The sequence below is a fragment of the Streptomyces sp. NPDC047081 genome, from assembly GCF_040643775.1.
Taxonomy (GTDB): Bacteria; Actinomycetota; Actinomycetes; order Streptomycetales; family Streptomycetaceae; genus Streptomyces.
The window spans coordinates 1-17,579 of record NZ_JBEYUY010000030.1 but is presented as its reverse complement, the minus strand read 5'-3'; the positions used below and the strand labels follow the sequence as shown (position 1 = coordinate 17,579).

Annotated in this window: 15 protein-coding genes; 1 reads left to right on the top strand and 14 read right to left on the bottom strand. The window is 70.5% G+C overall.

Features of this window, described 5'->3' with window-relative positions; genetic code table 11:
- Nucleotides 1-73: 73 nt before the first annotated feature.
- The 14 genes from ABZ848_RS39550 to pyrR all read right to left on the bottom strand — a co-directional run bounded on the left by ABZ848_RS39550 (nt 74) and on the right by pyrR (nt 16,688).
- Nucleotides 74-2,230, bottom strand: a complete 2,157-nt coding sequence (locus tag ABZ848_RS39550; RefSeq protein WP_360839885.1) for a primosomal protein N' — start codon at nt 2,228-2,230, stop codon at nt 74-76.
- Between the two features lie 90 nt (nt 2,231-2,320).
- Entirely contained in the window at nt 2,321-3,529 is a 1,209-nt protein-coding gene (gene metK, locus ABZ848_RS39545; protein ID WP_360839883.1) for a methionine adenosyltransferase, read from the bottom strand.
- A 240-nt stretch (nt 3,530-3,769) separates the two neighbouring features.
- The gene (gene coaBC / locus ABZ848_RS39540) at nt 3,770-4,972 is read right to left on the bottom strand and encodes a bifunctional phosphopantothenoylcysteine decarboxylase/phosphopantothenate--cysteine ligase CoaBC (protein WP_360839881.1); all 1,203 of its coding nucleotides are present in this window, start codon (nt 4,970-4,972) and stop codon (nt 3,770-3,772) included.
- A gap of 117 nt (nt 4,973-5,089) precedes the next feature.
- A complete protein-coding gene (gene rpoZ / locus ABZ848_RS39535) occupies nt 5,090-5,362 on the bottom strand; it encodes a DNA-directed RNA polymerase subunit omega (protein WP_003988945.1) in 273 nt (90 codons plus the stop codon).
- Between the two features lie 50 nt (nt 5,363-5,412).
- Complete coding sequence (gmk, locus tag ABZ848_RS39530) at nt 5,413-5,970, bottom strand: guanylate kinase (protein ID WP_360839880.1); 558 nt, start codon at nt 5,968-5,970, stop codon at nt 5,413-5,415.
- Nucleotides 5,971-6,029: 59 nt separating this feature from the next.
- On the bottom strand, nt 6,030-6,353 hold the full coding sequence (locus ABZ848_RS39525) for an integration host factor (protein WP_003977346.1): 324 nt from the start codon (nt 6,351-6,353) through the stop codon (nt 6,030-6,032).
- A gap of 391 nt (nt 6,354-6,744) precedes the next feature.
- Nucleotides 6,745-7,584, bottom strand: a complete 840-nt coding sequence (gene pyrF / locus ABZ848_RS39520) for an orotidine-5'-phosphate decarboxylase (protein WP_360839878.1) — start codon at nt 7,582-7,584, stop codon at nt 6,745-6,747.
- The gene (locus ABZ848_RS39515) at nt 7,581-8,690 is read right to left on the bottom strand and encodes a quinone-dependent dihydroorotate dehydrogenase (RefSeq protein WP_360839876.1); all 1,110 of its coding nucleotides are present in this window, start codon (nt 8,688-8,690) and stop codon (nt 7,581-7,583) included. Before ABZ848_RS39515 ends, pyrF begins: the two co-directional genes overlap by 4 nt.
- Before the next feature lie 62 nt (nt 8,691-8,752).
- Entirely contained in the window at nt 8,753-12,061 is a 3,309-nt protein-coding gene (carB, locus tag ABZ848_RS39510) for a carbamoyl-phosphate synthase large subunit (RefSeq protein ID WP_360839874.1), read from the bottom strand.
- Nucleotides 12,054-13,196: a glutamine-hydrolyzing carbamoyl-phosphate synthase small subunit gene (gene carA, locus ABZ848_RS39505; protein ID WP_360839872.1), complete on the bottom strand. Its 1,143-nt coding sequence runs from the start codon at nt 13,194-13,196 to the stop codon at nt 12,054-12,056. Before carA ends, carB begins: the two co-directional genes overlap by 8 nt.
- Nucleotides 13,193-13,759, bottom strand: a complete 567-nt coding sequence (locus ABZ848_RS39500) for a hypothetical protein (protein WP_360839870.1) — start codon at nt 13,757-13,759, stop codon at nt 13,193-13,195. The genes carA and ABZ848_RS39500 overlap by 4 nt, the downstream gene beginning before the upstream one ends.
- Nucleotides 13,756-15,042: a dihydroorotase gene (locus ABZ848_RS39495; protein ID WP_360839868.1), complete on the bottom strand. Its 1,287-nt coding sequence runs from the start codon at nt 15,040-15,042 to the stop codon at nt 13,756-13,758. The genes ABZ848_RS39500 and ABZ848_RS39495 overlap by 4 nt, the downstream gene beginning before the upstream one ends.
- A 5-nt stretch (nt 15,043-15,047) precedes the next feature.
- A complete protein-coding gene (locus ABZ848_RS39490) occupies nt 15,048-16,028 on the bottom strand; it encodes an aspartate carbamoyltransferase catalytic subunit (RefSeq protein WP_360839865.1) in 981 nt (326 codons plus the stop codon).
- An 84-nt stretch (nt 16,029-16,112) separates the two neighbouring features.
- Nucleotides 16,113-16,688, bottom strand: coding sequence for a bifunctional pyr operon transcriptional regulator/uracil phosphoribosyltransferase PyrR (pyrR, locus tag ABZ848_RS39485; RefSeq protein WP_242774962.1), 576 nt, complete (start codon nt 16,686-16,688; stop codon nt 16,113-16,115).
- A gap of 253 nt (nt 16,689-16,941) precedes the next feature.
- On the opposite strand from pyrR, the gene bldD reads away from it, so the two are divergent.
- The gene (gene bldD, locus ABZ848_RS39480; RefSeq protein WP_242774960.1) at nt 16,942-17,445 is read left to right on the top strand and encodes a transcriptional regulator BldD; all 504 of its coding nucleotides are present in this window, start codon (nt 16,942-16,944) and stop codon (nt 17,443-17,445) included.
- Nucleotides 17,446-17,579: the final 134 nt, after the last annotated feature.

Sequence of the window (17,579 nt, the reverse complement as noted above, 5' to 3'; positions counted from 1 at the left end):
GGGCAGATCCGTATCCGCCCGAAGGCGCCCCGACTCACCCGATGCCCGGAGGCGTCTCTCCCCCTCCCGGGGCTCACCCGATGTCCGGCGGATCGATCCGCACCCGAACCCCCGCCTCCGCAGTCCCACGCGCCATCCGCGCCGCCTGCGCCGCCTTCAACGCGGCGGCGAGCGCGGCCCCGCTCCCCGGTGGCACCCGTACCAGCGCCCGCTCCCAGTGCTCCCCGGGTGGCGGTGCCCCCACGCGCCGGGGCCGCCCCGCGCCGGTGACCGGCAGCGGCACGGGCCCCAACACCTCGGCCTCCCGCGGCAGTTCGGCCGTACGCAGGAACTCGGTCACCGCCTCCGCCGTCCCCGACACGGCCGCCATCCGCGACACCGGCGGAAATCCCAGCCCGGCGCGCTCGCCCAGCTCCCGCACCGCATGGCCGACGGGATCCCACCGCACCAGCGCCTGCACGGGCCGCAGCGTCGGTTCGGCGAGGGCGACGACCGTGCCGCCGGCACTCTGCGGCCGTACCAGCGCGGCGGCCGCCATCCACCGCCGCAGCGCGTCCTCGCCGGCGCGGAGATCCGGCCGGCCGAGCATCGCCCAGCCGTCGAGCAGCAGCGCGGCCGCGTACCCGCCCTCGGCGACCGGCTCGGCCCCCGGCGTGCTCACGACCAGCGCGGGCGCGCCCGGCACGGTGTCCAGCACATGCTCACGCCCCGAGGTCCGCACCGGCACGGCGGGGAACGCCCGCCCGAGTTCCTCGGCGGTCCGCCGCGCCCCCACGACCTGGGCCCGCAGCCGGAAGCCGCCGCACTCCGGGCAGTGCCAGCCCGTCTCCTCCCGCGCACACCACCCGCACCGCAGCCCCGCGGCCCCCGACTCCTGCGCCTCCAGCGGCCCCGCGCAGTGCCGACAGCGCGCGGGCGCACGGCAGTTGGCGCAGGCCATCCGGGGTACGTACCCCCGGCGCGGCACCTGGACGAGCACGGGCCCGTGCCTGAGCCCCTCCCGCACCACCTGCCAGGCCAGCGTCGGCAGCCGCGCGGCCCGGGCGGCCTCGTCCCGGGCGAGGTCCGTGTCCCCCACGGTCCGCACCAGCGGCGCCGCGGCCCGCACCTGCTCCCGCCCGGCGACGAGCGGCCGCGCCCACCCGCTCTCGACGAGCTGGGCCGCCTCCACGGTGCAGCTCCAACTCCCCAGCAGAAAGGCGCACTTGTCCTGCGCGGCCCGCAACAACAACACCTCACGCGCATGCGGCTGCGGCGCGTGCTGCTCGCTGTGACTGTCGTCCCCGTCGTCCCAGATGGCGACGAGCCCGAGATCCTGGACGGGCGCGAACATGGCGGCCCGGGTCCCGACAACGGCCCGCACGGCTCCCCGCCGCACGGCCAGCCACTCCCGGTACCGCTTCTCGGGCCCGGCATCGGCGGTGAGCACGGCATGCCGCCCTTCCCCCAGCAAGGAGGTCAGCGCGGCATCGACCCGGGCAACGGCCCGCCCGTCGGGTACGACGACAAGAGCGCCCCGCCCGAAAGCCAGCGTGGCCACCACGGCCCGCGCGAGCTCGTCACTCCACTCGGGCCCGGGCAGCGCGTTCCACACGGCACGGGGCGCCGCTCCCGCTGCCAGCGCCTCCAGAAACGCACCGCCCCGCTCATACCGCCCCCACGAACCCGCCTCCGGCGCCCCGGGCGGCGGCAAGGGCTCGCCCGAAGCCCGCCGCTCGGCCCGCGCACTGCGCGGCGGCACGGCGAGCTGCAGCACATCGGCGAGGCTCCCCGCATACCGATCGGCGACGGCCCGCGCGAGCCCGAGCAACTCCTCGCTCAACACCCGCTCGGGCGAGACGACCTGGGCGAGCGCGGCCAACGGCCCGGAGTAGTCGGACTCGGCGAGCCGCTCGACGAGAAACCCGTCGATCAGCCCCCCGCCCTCACGCCGCCCGTCCCGCACCCGATGCCGCCCGGCCCCGAACCGCACCCGAACCCGCACCCCGGGCTGCGCATCGGCATCAAGCTCTTCGGGCACGGCGTAATCGAAGTACCGATCAAGATGCAGCACCCCCTTGTCCACCAGCACCCGCGCGACCGGCAACTCCTTGGCAAGCGCGGCCCCCCGCCAGGTCCGCGGCTTGGCCCGCGGCACCTCGGCCTTGCGCACGGTCTCCCGAATGAGCGCAAGCTGCTCGACCGACGCGCCTTCCGCCCCGCCACCGGCCTGTCCGTCCTCGCTGCTCACCCTTGCATTCTTACCAAACGGCACTGACACCGGGACACGCCGAGGCCCGGCCCCCCGAAGGGAACCGGGCCTCGCTTCAATCCTCAGGCCTTACAGACCCACAGCCTTCCGCAGCGCCTCCACGCGGTCCGTCTTCTCCCAGGTGAACTCGGGGAGCTCGCGGCCGAAGTGGCCGTACGCCGCCGTCTGGGCGTAGATCGGGCGGAGCAGGTCGAGGTCGCGGATGATCGCGGCCGGGCGGAGGTCGAAGACCTCGTCGATGGCCTTCTCGATCTTCTCGGCGTCGACCTTGGCCGTGCCGAAGGTCTCGACGAAGAGACCGACGGGCTCGGCCTTGCCGATGGCGTACGCGACCTGGACCTCGCAGCGGGAGGCGAGGCCCGCGGCGACGACGTTCTTCGCGACCCAGCGCATCGCGTACGCGGCGGAGCGGTCGACCTTGGACGGGTCCTTGCCGGAGAAGGCGCCGCCGCCGTGACGGGCCATGCCGCCGTACGTGTCGATGATGATCTTGCGGCCGGTGAGGCCGGCGTCGCCCATCGGGCCGCCGATCTCGAAGCGGCCGGTCGGGTTGACCAGGAGGCGGTAGTTCTCCGTGTCGAGCTTGATGCCCTCGTCCAGGAGCGCCTTCAGCTCCGGCTCCACGACGAACTCGCGGATGTCGGGGGCGAGCAGCGACTCCAGGTCGATGTCCGAGGCGTGCTGCGAGGAGACGACCACGGTGTCCAGGCGTACGGCCTTGTCGCCGTCGTACTCGATGGTGACCTGCGTCTTGCCGTCGGGGCGCAGGTAGGGGATGGTGCCGTTCTTGCGGACCTCCGAGAGGCGCTTCGACAGGCGGTGCGCCAGGAAGATCGGCAGCGGCATCAGGGTCGGCGTCTCGTCGGTCGCGTAACCGAACATCAGGCCCTGGTCTCCCGCGCCCTGCTTGTCCAGCTCGTCCTCATCGCCCTCGACCCGGGACTCGTACGCCGTGTCGACACCCTGCGCGATGTCCGGGGACTGCGCGCCGATGGACACCGAGACACCGCAGGAGGCGCCGTCGAAGCCCTTCTTCGAGGAGTCGTAGCCGATCTCGAGGATCTTGTTGCGGACGAGGGTCGCGATGTCCGCGTAGGTCTTGGTGGTGACCTCACCGGCGACGTGCACCAGACCGGTGGTGATGAGCGTCTCGACGGCGACCCGGGAGGTCGGGTCCTCGCGCAGAAGCGCGTCGAGAATGGTGTCGCTGATCTGGTCAGCGATCTTGTCGGGGTGACCCTCGGTCACGGACTCCGAGGTGAACAGGCGACGGGACACAACGCTCCCTGGGGTTGCAGCGGCTGCTGGCTGATCATTGGCGGACGGGCTCGGGGGCTGCGCCCGGCATCGTCCGAGAACAGTTTATCGGTCGCACTCGGCCAACCGCCCCCCTGTCTCGCCTCTCGGGAGGGCCGTGACCTGCGGCACGGGCATTCTGCCCAATCCCGGGCGGGCTTGACCAGGGTCGCCACACCTCTGTCGCAGAGGTTTGAGAGGACCGAGAAGCGAATGAAACATTCAGCCGAGGCGCCGCGCCACCAGGTCCCAGACGGTTTCGGCCAGATGTTCCTTGGGTCCGTGCGACACCGGGGTCTCGCTGCCGTCGGCGCCGAGCACCACCGCCTCGTTCTCCTCGGAGCCGAAGGTCTTGCGCTCCCCCACCTCGTTCACCACCAGCAGATCGCACCCCTTGCGTGTCAGCTTGGCGCGCCCGTTGGCGAGCACGTCGTCGGTCTCCGCGGCGAAGCCGACGATCACCTGTCCGGGGCGGGCGCGGTCCGCGGAGATCTCCGCGAGGATGTCCGGATTCCGCACGAGGACGATGGGGTCGGGGTCCTTGTCGTCCTTCTTCTTGATCTTCCCGACCGCGTACTGCGCGGGCCGGAAGTCGGCTACCGCGGCCGCCATGACGATCGCGTCCGCCTCGGGCGCCGCCTTCAGCACCGCCTCACGCAGTTGTACGGCCGTGCCGACCTGGACGACGTCCACGCCCGCCGGGTCAGGCAGCCCGGTGTTGGCGGCGATCAGCGTGACCCGGGCGCCGCGCGCGGCGGCGGTGCGGGCGAGGGCGTAACCCTGCTTGCCGGAGGAGCGGTTGCCGAGGAAGCGCACGGGGTCGAGGGGCTCGCGGGTACCGCCGGCACTGACGACGACGTGCCGGCCCTCGAGGTCGGGCTCGGTGACACCCCGGTCCAGCACGCGCCGGCAGACGGCGTAGATCTCCGCCGGGTCCGGCAGCCGGCCCTTGCCGGTGTCGACGCCGGTGAGGCGGCCGACGGCGGGCTCGATGACGAGGGCACCGCGTCGCCGTAGCGTCGCCACGTTCTCCTGCGTCGCCGGGTGTTCCCACATCTCCGTGTGCATCGCGGGCGCGAAGACGACCGGACAGCGGGCGGTGAGGAGCGTGTTGGTGAGCAGGTCGTCGGCCAGGCCGTGGGCGGCCTTCGCGAGGACGTCGGCGGTGGCCGGGGTGACCACGACGAGGTCGGCGTGCTGCCCGATGCGGACGTGCGGGACCTCGTGGACGTCGTCCCAGACCTCCGTGGAGACCGGGTTGCCGGAGAGGGCGGACCAGGTGGCGGCGCCGACGAAGTGCAGCGCGGACGCGGTGGGGACGACGCGGACGTCATGACCCGACTCGGTGAACCTTCTGAGCAGCTCACAGGCCTTGTACGCGGCGATGCCACCGCTGACCCCCAGCACGACCTTGGGCTTGTCCACCGTCTCTCCCCGGCTCGGCAACGTACAGGTCCCATCACACACCACAGGCCCGACAGTCGCGCTGTCGGGCCTGTGGAAAAGCCAACTGCAATACGAAAGTACTACTGCGCCGGAGAGTTACTGCGCCGGGCCCTCGACGGCCTCGGACGTCAGCAGACCCGCGTTGATCTCGCGCAGGGCGATCGAGAGCGGCTTCTCGTGCACGTGGGTGTCGACGAGCGGACCGACGTACTCGAGGAGGCCCTCGCCGAGCTGCGAGTAGTACGCGTTGATCTGCCGGGCACGCTTCGCCGCGTAGATCACGAGGCTGTACTTCGAGTCGGTGGCCTCGAGGAGCTCGTCGATCGGCGGGTTGATGATGCCCTCGGGCGCGGAGATGGAAGAGGACACGCTCTACCTTCCGATGGATGGGAAAAGATCGTCATGATCACAGATCGTGATCACACTACGTCCATCAAGGCTAGCAGCTCGCGCGCCACGTCCTCGACGGAGGTGTTGACCAAGGTCACGTCGAACTCCGGCTCCGCCGCCAGCTCGATCCGCGCCGCGTCCAGGCGGCGCTCGATCACCTCGGGCGGCTCGGTCCCCCGCCCGGTGAGCCTGCGCACCAGCTCCTCCCAGGAGGGTGGAGCCAGGAACACCAGCTGGGCGTCCGCCATGGACTCGCGGACCTGCCGGGCGCCCTGGAGGTCGATCTCCAGGAGCACCGGCTCACCCGCCTCCAGGCGGTCCAGCACGGCCGCGCGCGGCGTGCCGTAACGGTTGCCGGCGAACTCGGCCCACTCCAGCAGTTCGCCGTTGGCGATCAGCTTGTCCATCTCCTCGTCGCTGACGAAGAAGTAGTGGACTCCATGCTTCTCGCCGGGGCGGGGCTTGCGGGTCGTCGCCGACACCGAGAGCCAGACCTCGGGGTGTTCCTTGCGCATATGGGCGACGACCGTGCTCTTGCCGACCCCGGAGGGGCCGGAGAGCACGGTCAGCCGCGGACGTTCACTCATGCAGCGATTATTCCAGCAATCCCGGGGTGCCCGGGACTCCCGGTCCGGTGGATCCGGACTCAGGAACCGGTGCTGCCGAACTCACGCTCCAGGGAAGCGATCTGGTTGGAGCCGAGACCGCGAACACGGCGGCTCTCGGAGATGCCGAGTCGCTCCATGATCTGCTTGGCGCGGACCTTGCCCACGCCCGGCAGGGACTCGAGCAGCGCGGAGACCTTCATCTTGCCGATGACGTCGTTCTCCTGGCCCTGCTTGATGACCTCGTGCAGGGAGGCGCCGGAGTGCTTGAGTCGATTCTTGACCTCGGCCCGCTCCCGGCGAGCCGCGGCGGCCTTTTCGAGCGCGGCTGCGCGCTGTTCAGGGGTAAGGGGCGGAAGAGCCACGCCTACGTCACCTCGGATGTCGAACTGTCGGATACGGACCGGTGAGGAACCTAGTCGCCCCACACCTGGGGAGCCACGAGCAACACGCTTGCCCGTTCACTCTGCTCGGAGACTAGCGGCCAACTCCGCCAGAGTCAGCGAGAACAGCGGAAAAGTCCTGGTCAGCCTCCGCCAGGACGGACATTTAGGACATAATGCCCCGGATTTGAGGATGTATTCAGACTCAAGTGGGCCCCGAAGCACTCATCGGAGGACTCCGTCGACCAGCTCGAACGCCCGCGACGACCGTCGGGAAAGCCTCATACGGTCGCCGCGCAAAACTTCCACCAACATTCTTCGATCGTCGCGCCTCATCTACGACCGTCACGGCGGCGCCACAACGCAGAAGGGGTCATACGGCCGCGAGCGCGTCCCGGATCTCCTCCGCGAACCGGTCCGCCGCGGCCCGCAGCGCGCCGACGTCCGGCCCGTGCCGCAGTACTCCGCGGCTGACGTTCGGGACGACATTGCGCGCGGCGGCTCCGAAGACCCGGGGAAGGTCGGCCGGCGTAGCACCCTGGGCGCCCACACCGGGGGCCAGGAGCGGACCGTTGATGTCCAGCTCGTAGGAGGACAGGTCGCCCAGTGTGGCGCCGACGACGGCCCCGAAGGAGCCCAGGGGCGCCTCGCCCTCGTTCTCGGCGGCCAGGTGGCCCAGGATCGTCGCCCCGACGTTCCGGCCGTCCGCCCGCACCGCGTGCTGCACCTCGCCGCCCTCCGGGTTGGAGGTCAGCGCGAGCACGAACAGGCCCGTGCCGCTCTCCCGGGCCAGCGCGACCGCCGGCGAGAGCGACCCGTACCCGAGATACGGCGAGACGGTCAGCGCGTCCGAGAACAGCGGCGCGTCCTTGTGCAGGAAGGCCTCGGCGTACCCGGCCATGGTGGAGCCGATGTCGCCGCGCTTGGCGTCCATGACGACCAGCGCACCGGCCGCCCGCGCCTCGGCGACCGACCTCTCCAGGACGGCGATGCCACGCGAGCCGAAGCGCTCGAAGAAGGCGCTCTGCGGCTTGAGGACGGCGACCCGGTCGGCCATCGCCTCGACGACGGTACGGCTGAACCGCTCCAGACCGGCCACGTCGTCGTTCAGGCCCCACTCGGTGAGCAGAGAGGCGTGCGGGTCGATGCCGACGCACAGCGGGCCACGCTCGTCCATGGAGCGGCGCAGCCGGGCGCCGAAGGACTCGGTCATACGGTCGTCTTCCTCACGTCGGCGCCGACCGCGTCGGCGAGGGTGGCGTACGGGCTGGTGCGCAGGCGCGCGGCGAGCCCCTTGTGGATGGCACGGCCCCAGAAGGGCCCCTCGTAGACGAACGCGCTGTAGCCCTGTACGAGGGTGGCACCGGCGAGGATGCGCTGCCAGGCGTCCTCGGCGTCCTGGATGCCGCCGACGCCCACCAGGGTGATGCGGTCGCCCACGCGCGCGTAGAGGCGGCGCAGCACCTCCAGGGAGCGCGCCTTCAGCGGGACGCCGGACAGGCCGCCCGTCTCCTTCACCAGCGAGGGTTCGGATTTCAAACCGAGCCCGTCGCGCGCGATGGTGGTGTTCGTGGCGATGATCCCGTCCAGGCCGAGCTCGACGGCCAGGTCGGCGACGGCGTCGACGTCCTCGTCGGCGAGGTCCGGCGCGATCTTCACCAGGAGCGGGACGTGCCGGTTCGCGACGATCCGGTCGGCGGCCTCGCGCACGGCGGTCAGCAGCGGCCGCAGCGCCTCGGTGGCCTGCAGATTGCGCAGCCCGGGCGTGTTCGGCGACGACACGTTCACGACCAGGTAGTCGGCGTACGGGGCGAGTCGCTCGGTCGACTTCACGTAGTCGCCGACGGCCTCGGCCTCCGGTACGACCTTGGTCTTCCCGATGTTGACGCCCACGACCGTCCTGAAGACGGGCGTACGAGACGCCAGGCGGGCCGCGACGGCCAGCGAGCCCTCGTTGTTGAAACCCATGCGGTTGATGAGCGCGCGGTCCTTCACGAGCCGGAACAGCCGCTTCTTGGGGTTGCCGGGCTGCGCCTCCCCCGTCACCGTGCCGATCTCGACGTGGTCGAAGCCGAGCATCGACATGCCGTCGATGGCGACCGCGTTCTTGTCGAAGCCCGCGGCGAGCCCGAAGGGGCCGTGCATGCGCAGCCCGAAGGCCTCGGTGCGCAGCTCCTTGTAGCGGGGCGCGAGCGCGGCGGCGACGAAGGTGCGCAGCCCGGGGACGCGGACGGCGAGGCGGATCCAGCGGAAGGCCAGATGGTGGGCCTGCTCCGGGTCCATGCGCTTGAAGACGAGGTTGAAGAAGATCTTGTACATGCTGTCCTCATGAAGCCTCATGAAGAGGGGGACACCGTTTCCGGTGTCCCCCTCGTCGGCTGCTAGTCGCGGGCCGCGGTCAGGTGTTCCGCGTGTTCCTGGAGCGAACGGACGCCCACGTCACCGTGGTTGAGGGCGTCGATGCCCTGGACGGCCGCGGCGAGCGCCTGGACCGTCGTCAGGCACGGGACCGACCGGGCCACGGCCGCCGTACGGATCTCGTAGCCGTCGAGGCGGCCGCCCGTGCCGTACGGGGTGTTGACGATCAGGTCTACGTCGCCGTCGTGGATCAGCTGGACGATCGTCTTCTCGCCGTTCGGGCCGGTGCCCTCGGACTGCTTGCGCACGATGGTGGCGTTCATGCCGTTGCGCTTGAGGACCTCGGCGGTGCCGGAGGTGGCGAGCAGCTCGAAGCCGTGGGCGACCAGCTCGCGCGCCGGGAAGATCATCGAGCGCTTGTCCCGGTTGGCGACCGAGATGAACGCCCGTCCCTTGGTGGGCAGCGGCCCGTACGCGCCCGCCTGCGACTTGGCGTACGCCGTGCCGAAGACGGAGTCGATGCCCATGACCTCGCCGGTGGAGCGCATCTCCGGGCCGAGGACCGTGTCGACACCGCGGCCGTGGATGTCGCGGAAGCGCGACCACGGCATGACCGCCTCCTTGACGGAGATCGGCGCGTCGAACGGCAGCTCGCCGCCGTCACCGTTGGCCGGAAGCAGCCCCTCCGCCCGCAGTTCGGCGATGGTCGCGCCCAGCGAGATCCGGGCGGCGGCCTTCGCGAGCGGCACCGCGGTCGCCTTCGAGGTGAAGGGGACGGTGCGGGACGCGCGCGGGTTGGCTTCGAGGACGTAGAGGATGTCGCCGGCCATCGCGAACTGGATGTTGATCAGTCCGCGGACGCCGACACCCTTGGCGATGGCCTCCGTCGACGCCCGCAGCCGCTTGATGTCGAAGCCGCCCAGCGTGATCGGCGGCAGCGCGCACGCCGAGTCGCCGGAGTGGATGCCGGCCTCCTCGATGTGCTCCATGACGCCGCCGAGGTAGAGCTCCTGGCCGTCGTAGAGGGCGTCGACGTCGATCTCGATGGCGTCGTCCAGGAACCGGTCGACGAGGACCGGCCGGGAGGGGCTGATCTCGGTCGACTCGGCGATGTAGGACGCGAGGCGCGTCTCGTCGTACACGATCTCCATGCCACGTCCGCCGAGGACGTACGACGGCCTCACGAGGACCGGGTAGCCGATCTCGTCGGCGATGGCCTTGGCCTCGGCGAAGGTGGTGGCGGTGCCGTGCTTGGGGGCCGGCAGGCCCGCCTCCGCGAGCACGCGCCCGAAGGCGCCGCGGTCCTCGGCGGCGTGGATGGCCTCCGGGGAAGTGCCCACGATCGGCACGCCGTTGTCCTTGAGTGCCTGGGACAGACCTAGCGGGGTCTGGCCGCCCAGCTGGACGACGACGCCTGCCACGGGGCCTGCCTGCTGCTCGGCGTGGACGATCTCCAGCACGTCTTCCAGCGTCAGCGGCTCGAAGTACAGGCGGTCGGAGGTGTCGTAGTCCGTGGAGACGGTCTCCGGGTTGCAGTTGACCATCACCGTCTCGTACCCGGCGTCGCTGAGCGCGAAGGAGGCGTGGACGCAGGAGTAGTCGAACTCGATGCCCTGGCCGATGCGGTTGGGGCCGGAGCCCAGGATGATGACGGCCGGCTTCTCGCGGGGCGCGACCTCGGTCTCCTCGTCGTACGAGGAGTAGAAGTACGGCGTCCTGGCCGCGAACTCGGCGGCGCAGGTGTCGACCGTCTTGTAGACCGGGCGCACGCCCAGCGCGTGCCGGACCTCGCGGACGACGTCCTCGCGCAGGCCGCGGATCTCGCCGATCTGCTGGTCGGAGAAGCCGTGCCGCTTGGCCTCGGCGAGCAGTTCGGGCGTCAGCTCGGCGGCCTCGGCGAGCTCGTCGGCGATCTCCTTGATGAGGAAGAGCTGGTCGACGAACCAGGGGTCGATCTTCGTGTACTCGAAGACCTCCTCGGGTGTGGCGCCCGCGCGGATGGCCTGCATGACGGTGTTGATGCGGCCGTCGGTCGGCCGGACCGACTCTTCGAGGAGCCGCGCCTTGTCGCCGGGGTCGCCCACGAAGGTGAACTGGCTGCCCTTCTTCTCCAGCGAACGCAGCGCCTTCTGGAAGGCCTCGGTGAAGTTGCGGCCGATGGCCATGGCCTCGCCGACCGACTTCATCGTGGTGGTCAGCGTGGAGTCGGCCTGCGGGAACTTCTCGAACGCGAAGCGCGGGGCCTTGACCACCACGTAGTCGAGCGTCGGCTCGAAGGAGGCCGGGGTCTCCTGCGTGATGTCGTTCGGGATCTCGTCGAGCGTGTAGCCGACGGCGAGCTTGGCGGCGATCTTGGCGATCGGGAAGCCGGTCGCCTTGGAGGCGAGGGCCGAGGAGCGCGACACGCGCGGGTTCATCTCGATGACGATCACGCGACCGTCCTCGGGGTTCACCGCGAACTGGATGTTGCAGCCGCCGGTGTCGACGCCGACCTCGCGGATCACGGCGATGCCGATGTCGCGCAGGATCTGGTACTCGCGGTCGGTCAGCGTCATCGCCGGGGCGACGGTGATCGAGTCGCCGGTGTGCACGCCCATGGGGTCGAAGTTCTCGATGGAGCAGACGACCACGACGTTGTCGTGCTTGTCGCGCATCAGCTCCAGCTCGTACTCCTTCCAGCCGAGGATGGACTCCTCCAGGAGCACCTCGGTGGTCGGCGAGAGCGTGAGGCCCTGGCCGGCGATGCGGCGCAGCTCCTCCTCGTCGTGCGCGAAGCCGGAGCCGGCGCCGCCCATGGTGAAGGACGGGCGGACGACGACCGGGTAGCCGCCGAGCGTCTCGACGCCCGCGATGACGTCGTCCATGGAGTGGCAGATGACCGAGCGGGCGGACTCGCCGTGCCCGATCTTCTTGCGGACCTCCTCGACGACCTCCTTGAAGAGGTCGCGGTCCTCGCCCTTGTTGATGGCCTCGACGTTGGCGCCGATCAGCTCGACGCCGTACTTCTCCAGCGTCCCCGCCTCGTGCAGCGAGATGGCGGTGTTGAGGGCCGTCTGGCCGCCCAGGGTGGGCAGGAGGGCGTCCGGGCGCTCCTTGGCGATGATCTTCTCGACGAACTCCGGGGTGATCGGCTCGACATAGGTGGCGTCGGCGATCTCCGGGTCGGTCATGATCGTCGCCGGGTTGGAGTTGACCAGGATGACCCGCAGGCCTTCGGCGCGCAGGATCCGGCACGCCTGGGTGCCGGAGTAGTCGAACTCGGCGGCCTGGCCGATGACGATCGGACCGGAGCCGATGACCAGGACGGACTGGATATCGGTGCGCTTAGGCACGCTGGCCCTCCATCAGGGATACGAAGCGGTCGAACAGGTAGGCGGCGTCGTGCGGGCCGGCTGCCGCTTCGGGGTGGTACTGGACGCTGAAGGCGGGGCGCTCGAGGAGCTGGAGTCCCTCGACCACGTTGTCGTTCAGGCAGACGTGGGAGACCTCGGCGGGGCCGTAGGGGGTCTCGGAGACCTTGTCGGTCGGCGCGTCGACGGCGAAGCCGTGGTTGTGCGCGGTGACCTCGACCTTGCCGGTCGTACGGTCCTGCACGGGCTGGTTGATGCCCCGGTGGCCGTACTTGAGCTTGTAGGTGCCGAAGCCCAGCGCACGGCCCAGGATCTGGTTGCCGAAGCAGATGCCGAAGAGCGGGGTGCCGCGCTCCAGGACCGCCTGCATCACGGAGACCGGGTGGTCGGCGGTGGCGGGGTCGCCGGGGCCGTTGGAGAAGAACACGCCGTCGGGGTCGACGGCGTACACGTCCTCGACGCTCGCGGTGGCGGGCAGCACGTGCACCTCGATGCCGCGCTCGGCCATCCGGTGCGGGGTCATGCCCTTGATGCCGAGGTCGACGGCGGCGACCGTGAACTTCTTCTCGCCGATCGCCGGGACGACGTAGGCCTCCTTGGTGGCGACCTCCGCGGAGAGGTCGGCGCCCTTCATCTCGGGGGCCTGGCGCACCTCGGCGAGCATGGTGCCCTCGTCGGGCAGCGCGTTGCCGGAGAAGATGCCGACGCGCATGGCGCCGCGCTCGCGCAGATGGCGTGTCAACGCGCGCGTGTCGATGCCCGAGATCCCGACGACGCCCTGATGGCGCAGCTCCTCGTCGAGGGAGCGCCGGGAGCGCCAGTTGGACGGCACGCGCGCGGGGTCGCGGACGACGTATCCGGCGACCCAGATCCGCTTGCTCTCCGGGTCCTCGTCGTTCACGCCGGTGTTGCCGACGTGCGGGGCGGTCATCACGACGACCTGGCGGTGGTACGAGGGGTCGGTCAGGGTCTCCTGGTAGCCAGTCATGCCGGTCGAGAAGACCGCCTCGCCGAAGGTCACCCCCACGGCCCCGTAGGCACGGCCGCGGAAGATCCGGCCGTCCTCCAGGACGAGCACCGCGGGAGTCCTTGAGGCTCCCCTTGTGGAGGTAGTCATCGTGCGCCTTCCGTTTCCGTCTTGTTGATCATGGAGTTGATCGCGTCGACCCACTCCTGGTGCTCGGCCGCGTGGTCCGAGCGGAAGCCCGAGTCGATCAGCCTGTCGCCGTGCGCCCAGGTCACCACCAGCAGCCCGCCCTCGGTGAGGACCTTGCCGGCGATGCCCTTGCCCAGCAGGGCCTCGCGCAGCGCCTCGCGCGGGACGAAGAAGTCCGTCGCTCCGGGCCGTACGACGTCCAGTCCCGCGTCCGTCAGCGTGAGCTCGACCCGGCTTCTGGTGCCGAGGCCGCGCGCCACGATGCGGTCGAGCCACTGACCGGCGGTGGTGGAGCCGTGGTAGCGGCCGGTCATGGTCAGTTTCGCCGGGCCGGGGTCTTCCGGCGCGGTGGGCAGCTCCGGAAGGTCGCCCTGGAGCGTGCCGCGCCACTTCCAGCCCTCGCGCATCAGCCAGTAGACGAGCGCGACGAAGAGGGCGAGGCCGACCAGCCAGCCGACGCGGGCGGCCCAGTCGGTGACCTCGGCCGACTTCTTCTCGGCCGCGAGCAGGATTACAGGTGTCACGTGAGCTTCCCGTCGACGAGCGTGGCCTTGCCCCGGAGCCAGGTGTGCGTCACACGGCCCGGCAGCTCACGCCCCTCGTACGGGGTGTTCCGGCTGCGCGAGGCGAAGCCCGCGGGGTCCACGGACCCACGGTATGCCGTGTCGACGAGCGTGAGGTTGGCGGGCTCACCAGCCGAGACGGGACGCCCGTGGCCCTTCGCCCGCCCGATCTCGGCGGGCTTGGAGGACATGCGCTCGGCGACCCCGGCCCAGGTGAGGAGCCCGGTGTCCACCATGGTCTCCTGCACCACTGACAACGCGGTCTCCAGGCCCACCATCCCCATGGCGGCCGCGGCCCACTCGCAGTCCTTGTCCTCGTGCGGGTGCGGGGCGTGGTCGGTGGCGACGATGTCGATCGTGCCGTCGGCGAGCGCCTCGCGCAGGGCGAAGACATCGCGCTCGGTGCGCAGCGGCGGGTTGACCTTGTAGACGGGGTTGTACGTCCGGACCAGCTCGTCGGTGAGGAGCAGGTGGTGCGGGGTGACCTCGGCGGTGACGTCGATGCCGCGGGACTTGGCCCAGCGCACGATCTCGACGGAGCCGGCCGTCGACAGGTGGCAGATGTGCACCCTGGAACCCACGTGCTCGGCGAGCAGGACATCCCGGGCGATGATCGATTCTTCGGCCACCGCGGGCCAGCCCCCGAGCCCCAGCTCGGCCGAGACGATCCCCTCGTTCATCTGGGCGCCCTCGGTCAGCCGCGGCTCCTGCGCGTGCTGGGCGACGACCCCGCCGAAGGCCTTCACGTACTCCAGCGCCCGGCGCATGATCACGGCGTCGTCGACGCACTTGCCGTCGTCGGAGAAGACGGTGACACCGGCGGCCGACTCGTGCATGGCGCCCAGCTCGGCGAGCTTCTTGCCCTCCAAGCCGACGGTGACGGCGCCGATGGGCTGCACGTCGCAGTAGCCGTGCTCCTGCCCGAGCCGGTAGACCTGCTCGACGACACCGGCGGTGTCGGCGACCGGGAAAGTATTGGCCATGGCGAAGACAGCCGTGTAGCCACCACTCGCCGCCGCGCGCGTGCCGGTCAGGACGGTCTCGGAGTCCTCACGGCCGGGCTCGCGCAGGTGGGTGTGCAGGTCGACGAGCCCCGGCAGCAGCACCTTCCCTGCGGCCTCGACGACCTCGGCGCCTTCGGCGGACAGCCCCGTACCGACGGCCTCGACGGTCTCGCCGTCGATCAGCACGTCCTGCGGCTCGCCGCCGAGCACCTTCGCACCACGGATAAGGATCTTGCTCATGGTTCTTACTTCTCCTCGATGGTGCGGGCGTGGCTGACGGCGGGTTCGTTGCCGCCGAGCAGCAGGTACAGGACGGCCATCCGGATGGAGACTCCGTTTGCGACCTGCTCGACGACGGTGCAGCGGTCGGAGTCGGCGACCTCGGCGGTGATCTCCATGCCGCGGACCATCGGCCCGGGGTGCATCACGATGGCGTGCTCCGGCATCCGCGCCATGCGGTCGCCGTCGAGGCCGTAGCGCCGCGAGTACTCGCGCTCGGTCGGGAAGAACGCCGCGTTCATGCGCTCGCGCTGGACGCGCAGCATCATCACGGCATCGGACTTGGGCAGTACGGAATCAAGGTCGTACGACACCTCGCACGGCCAGGTCTCGACGCCGACGGGCACCAGGGTGGGCGGCGCGACCAGGGTGACCTCGGCGCCCAGGGTGTGCAGCAGGTCGACGTTGGAGCGGGCGACCCGGCTGTGCAGGACGTCGCCGACGATCGTGATGCGCCTGCCGGCAAGGTCCTGCCCTATCCCGGCGTCCCGGCCGACCAGGCGGCGGCGCATGGTGAAGGCGTCCAGCAGGGCCTGAGTGGGGTGCTGGTGGGTGCCGTCACCGGCGTTGATGACGGCGGCGTCGATCCAGCCGGAGTTCGCGAGCCGGTACGGCGCACCGGAGGCGCCGTGCCGGATGACCACGGCGTCGACGCCCATGGCCTCCAGGGTCTGCGCGGTGTCCTTCAGGGACTCGCCCTTGGAGACGCTCGACCCCTTGGCGGTGAAGTTGATGACGTCCGCGGAGAGGCGCTTCTCGGCGGCCTCGAAGGAGATACGCGTGCGCGTGGAGTCCTCGAAGAAGAGGTTGACGATCGTACGTCCGCGCAGGGTCGGCAGTTTCTTGATCGGCCGGTCGGCGACCCGGGCCATCTCCTCGGCGGTGTCGAGGATCAGGACGGCGTCGTCGCGGGTGAGGTCGGCGGCCGAGATGAGATGACGCTGCATCTGTCAGGCTCCGTAAGGCAGTTCACGTATGGGAGATTCGGGACAGGCCGGGGCACGCCGAAGCGGCGCGAGCCCCTCGGCCTGCTACTGGGTCGGCTTCGCGCCGAGCAGGACGGTGTCGCGACCGTCCTCCTCGGCGAGCAGGACCTTGACCGTCTCCCGCAGCGACGTGGGGAGGTTCTTGCCGACGTAGTCGGCGCGGATGGGCAGTTCGCGGTGGCCTCTGTCGACGAGGACCGCGAGCTGGACCGCGCGCGGGCGTCCGATGTCGTTCAGGGCGTCCAGGGCGGCGCGGATGGTGCGGCCGGAGAAGAGCACGTCGTCGACGAGGACGACGAGGCGGCCGTCGATGCCGTCACCGGGGATCTCGGTGCGGGCCAGCGCACGCGGCGGGTGCATGCGCAGGTCGTCGCGGTACATGGTGATGTCGAGGGAGCCGCAGGGAATCTTGCGGCCGGTGATCTCCTCCAGCTTCGCGGCGAGCCGCTGGGCGAGGAAGACGCCTCGGGTCGGAATGCCGAGGAGCACCACGTCGTCGGCGCCCTTGGCGCGCTCGACGATCTCGTGGGCGATGCGGGTCAACACCCGCGCGATGTCCGGGCCTTCGAGCACGGGCCGGGCATCGGACGCCGGAATCCCGGACGTGTCCTGCTTGTCCATACGAAACGGACCCCCTTCTCCGCCTCACGGGACGGACCTTAAAGGACGTCGGATTTGCGCCATCAACGTTAGCAGGCCGGGGCGACACCCCTGATCACCCCCCTGGCGTAATCGGCCACCGCTGCCACGGAAGAGTCGGTGTGGACCATTCGGCTTGACGCACGAGAGTCACGCTGCGTAACCTCACAGTGAGTTACCAGACGCGCGGCTCGGATCCTCTGCAGCCGCGTCGACACAGTGTCCGGGGAGCTATATGTCCAGCGAATACGCCAAACAGCTCGGGGCCAAGCTCCGGGCCATCCGCACCCAGCAGGGCCTTTCCCTCCACGGTGTCGAGGAGAAGAGCCAGGGACGCTGGAAGGCGGTCGTGGTCGGTTCGTACGAGCGCGGCGACCGTGCCGTGACCGTACAGCGCCTCGCCGAGCTGGCGGATTTCTATGGGGTCCCGGTGCAGGAGCTCCTCCCGGGCACCACCCCGGGCGGCGCGGCCGAGCCGCCGCCGAAGCTGGTCCTGGACCTGGAGCGGCTGGCGACCGTGCCGGCCGAGAAGGCGGGCCCCCTGCAGCGCTATGCGGCGACGATCCAGTCGCAGCGCGGTGACTACAACGGCAAGGTGCTGTCGATCCGCCAGGACGACCTGCGCACACTCGCCGTCATCTACGACCAGTCCCCCTCGGTCCTCACCGAGCAGCTGATCAGCTGGGGCGTGCTGGACGCCGACGCGCGCCGCGCGGTCGCCTCCCACGAGGACAGCTGAGCCGTACAGCACTTCAGCAGAAACGTGCCGCCGGGGTGGCCCCGAGCGTGCTCGTGCCCGGGGCCGCCTTGCAGGCGGCGGGTCCTGAGCCGTCGACGGGCGCGGTGGAGCCGACCGTTCCGGAACCGGCCGCG

Bases quoted from the DNA above. Each gene is read 5' to 3' on its own strand.
- gmk (WP_360839880.1), bottom strand. From the start codon at position 5,970: ATGAGTGAACGTCCGCGGCTGACCGTGCTCTCCGGCCCCTCCGGGGTC.
- pyrF (WP_360839878.1), bottom strand. From the start codon at position 7,584: ATGACCGAGTCCTTCGGCGCCCGGCTGCGCCGCTCCATGGACGAGCGT.
- ABZ848_RS39515 (WP_360839876.1), bottom strand. From the start codon at position 8,690: ATGTACAAGATCTTCTTCAACCTCGTCTTCAAGCGCATGGACCCGGAG.
- carA (WP_360839872.1), bottom strand. From the start codon at position 13,196: ATGACTACCTCCACAAGGGGAGCCTCAAGGACTCCCGCGGTGCTCGTC.
- ABZ848_RS39495 (WP_360839868.1), bottom strand. From the start codon at position 15,042: ATGAGCAAGATCCTTATCCGTGGTGCGAAGGTGCTCGGCGGCGAGCCG.
- ABZ848_RS39490 (WP_360839865.1), bottom strand. From the start codon at position 16,028: ATGCAGCGTCATCTCATCTCGGCCGCCGACCTCACCCGCGACGACGCC.
- pyrR (WP_242774962.1), bottom strand. From the start codon at position 16,688: ATGGACAAGCAGGACACGTCCGGGATTCCGGCGTCCGATGCCCGGCCC.
- bldD (WP_242774960.1), top strand. From the start codon at position 16,942: ATGTCCAGCGAATACGCCAAACAGCTCGGGGCCAAGCTCCGGGCCATC.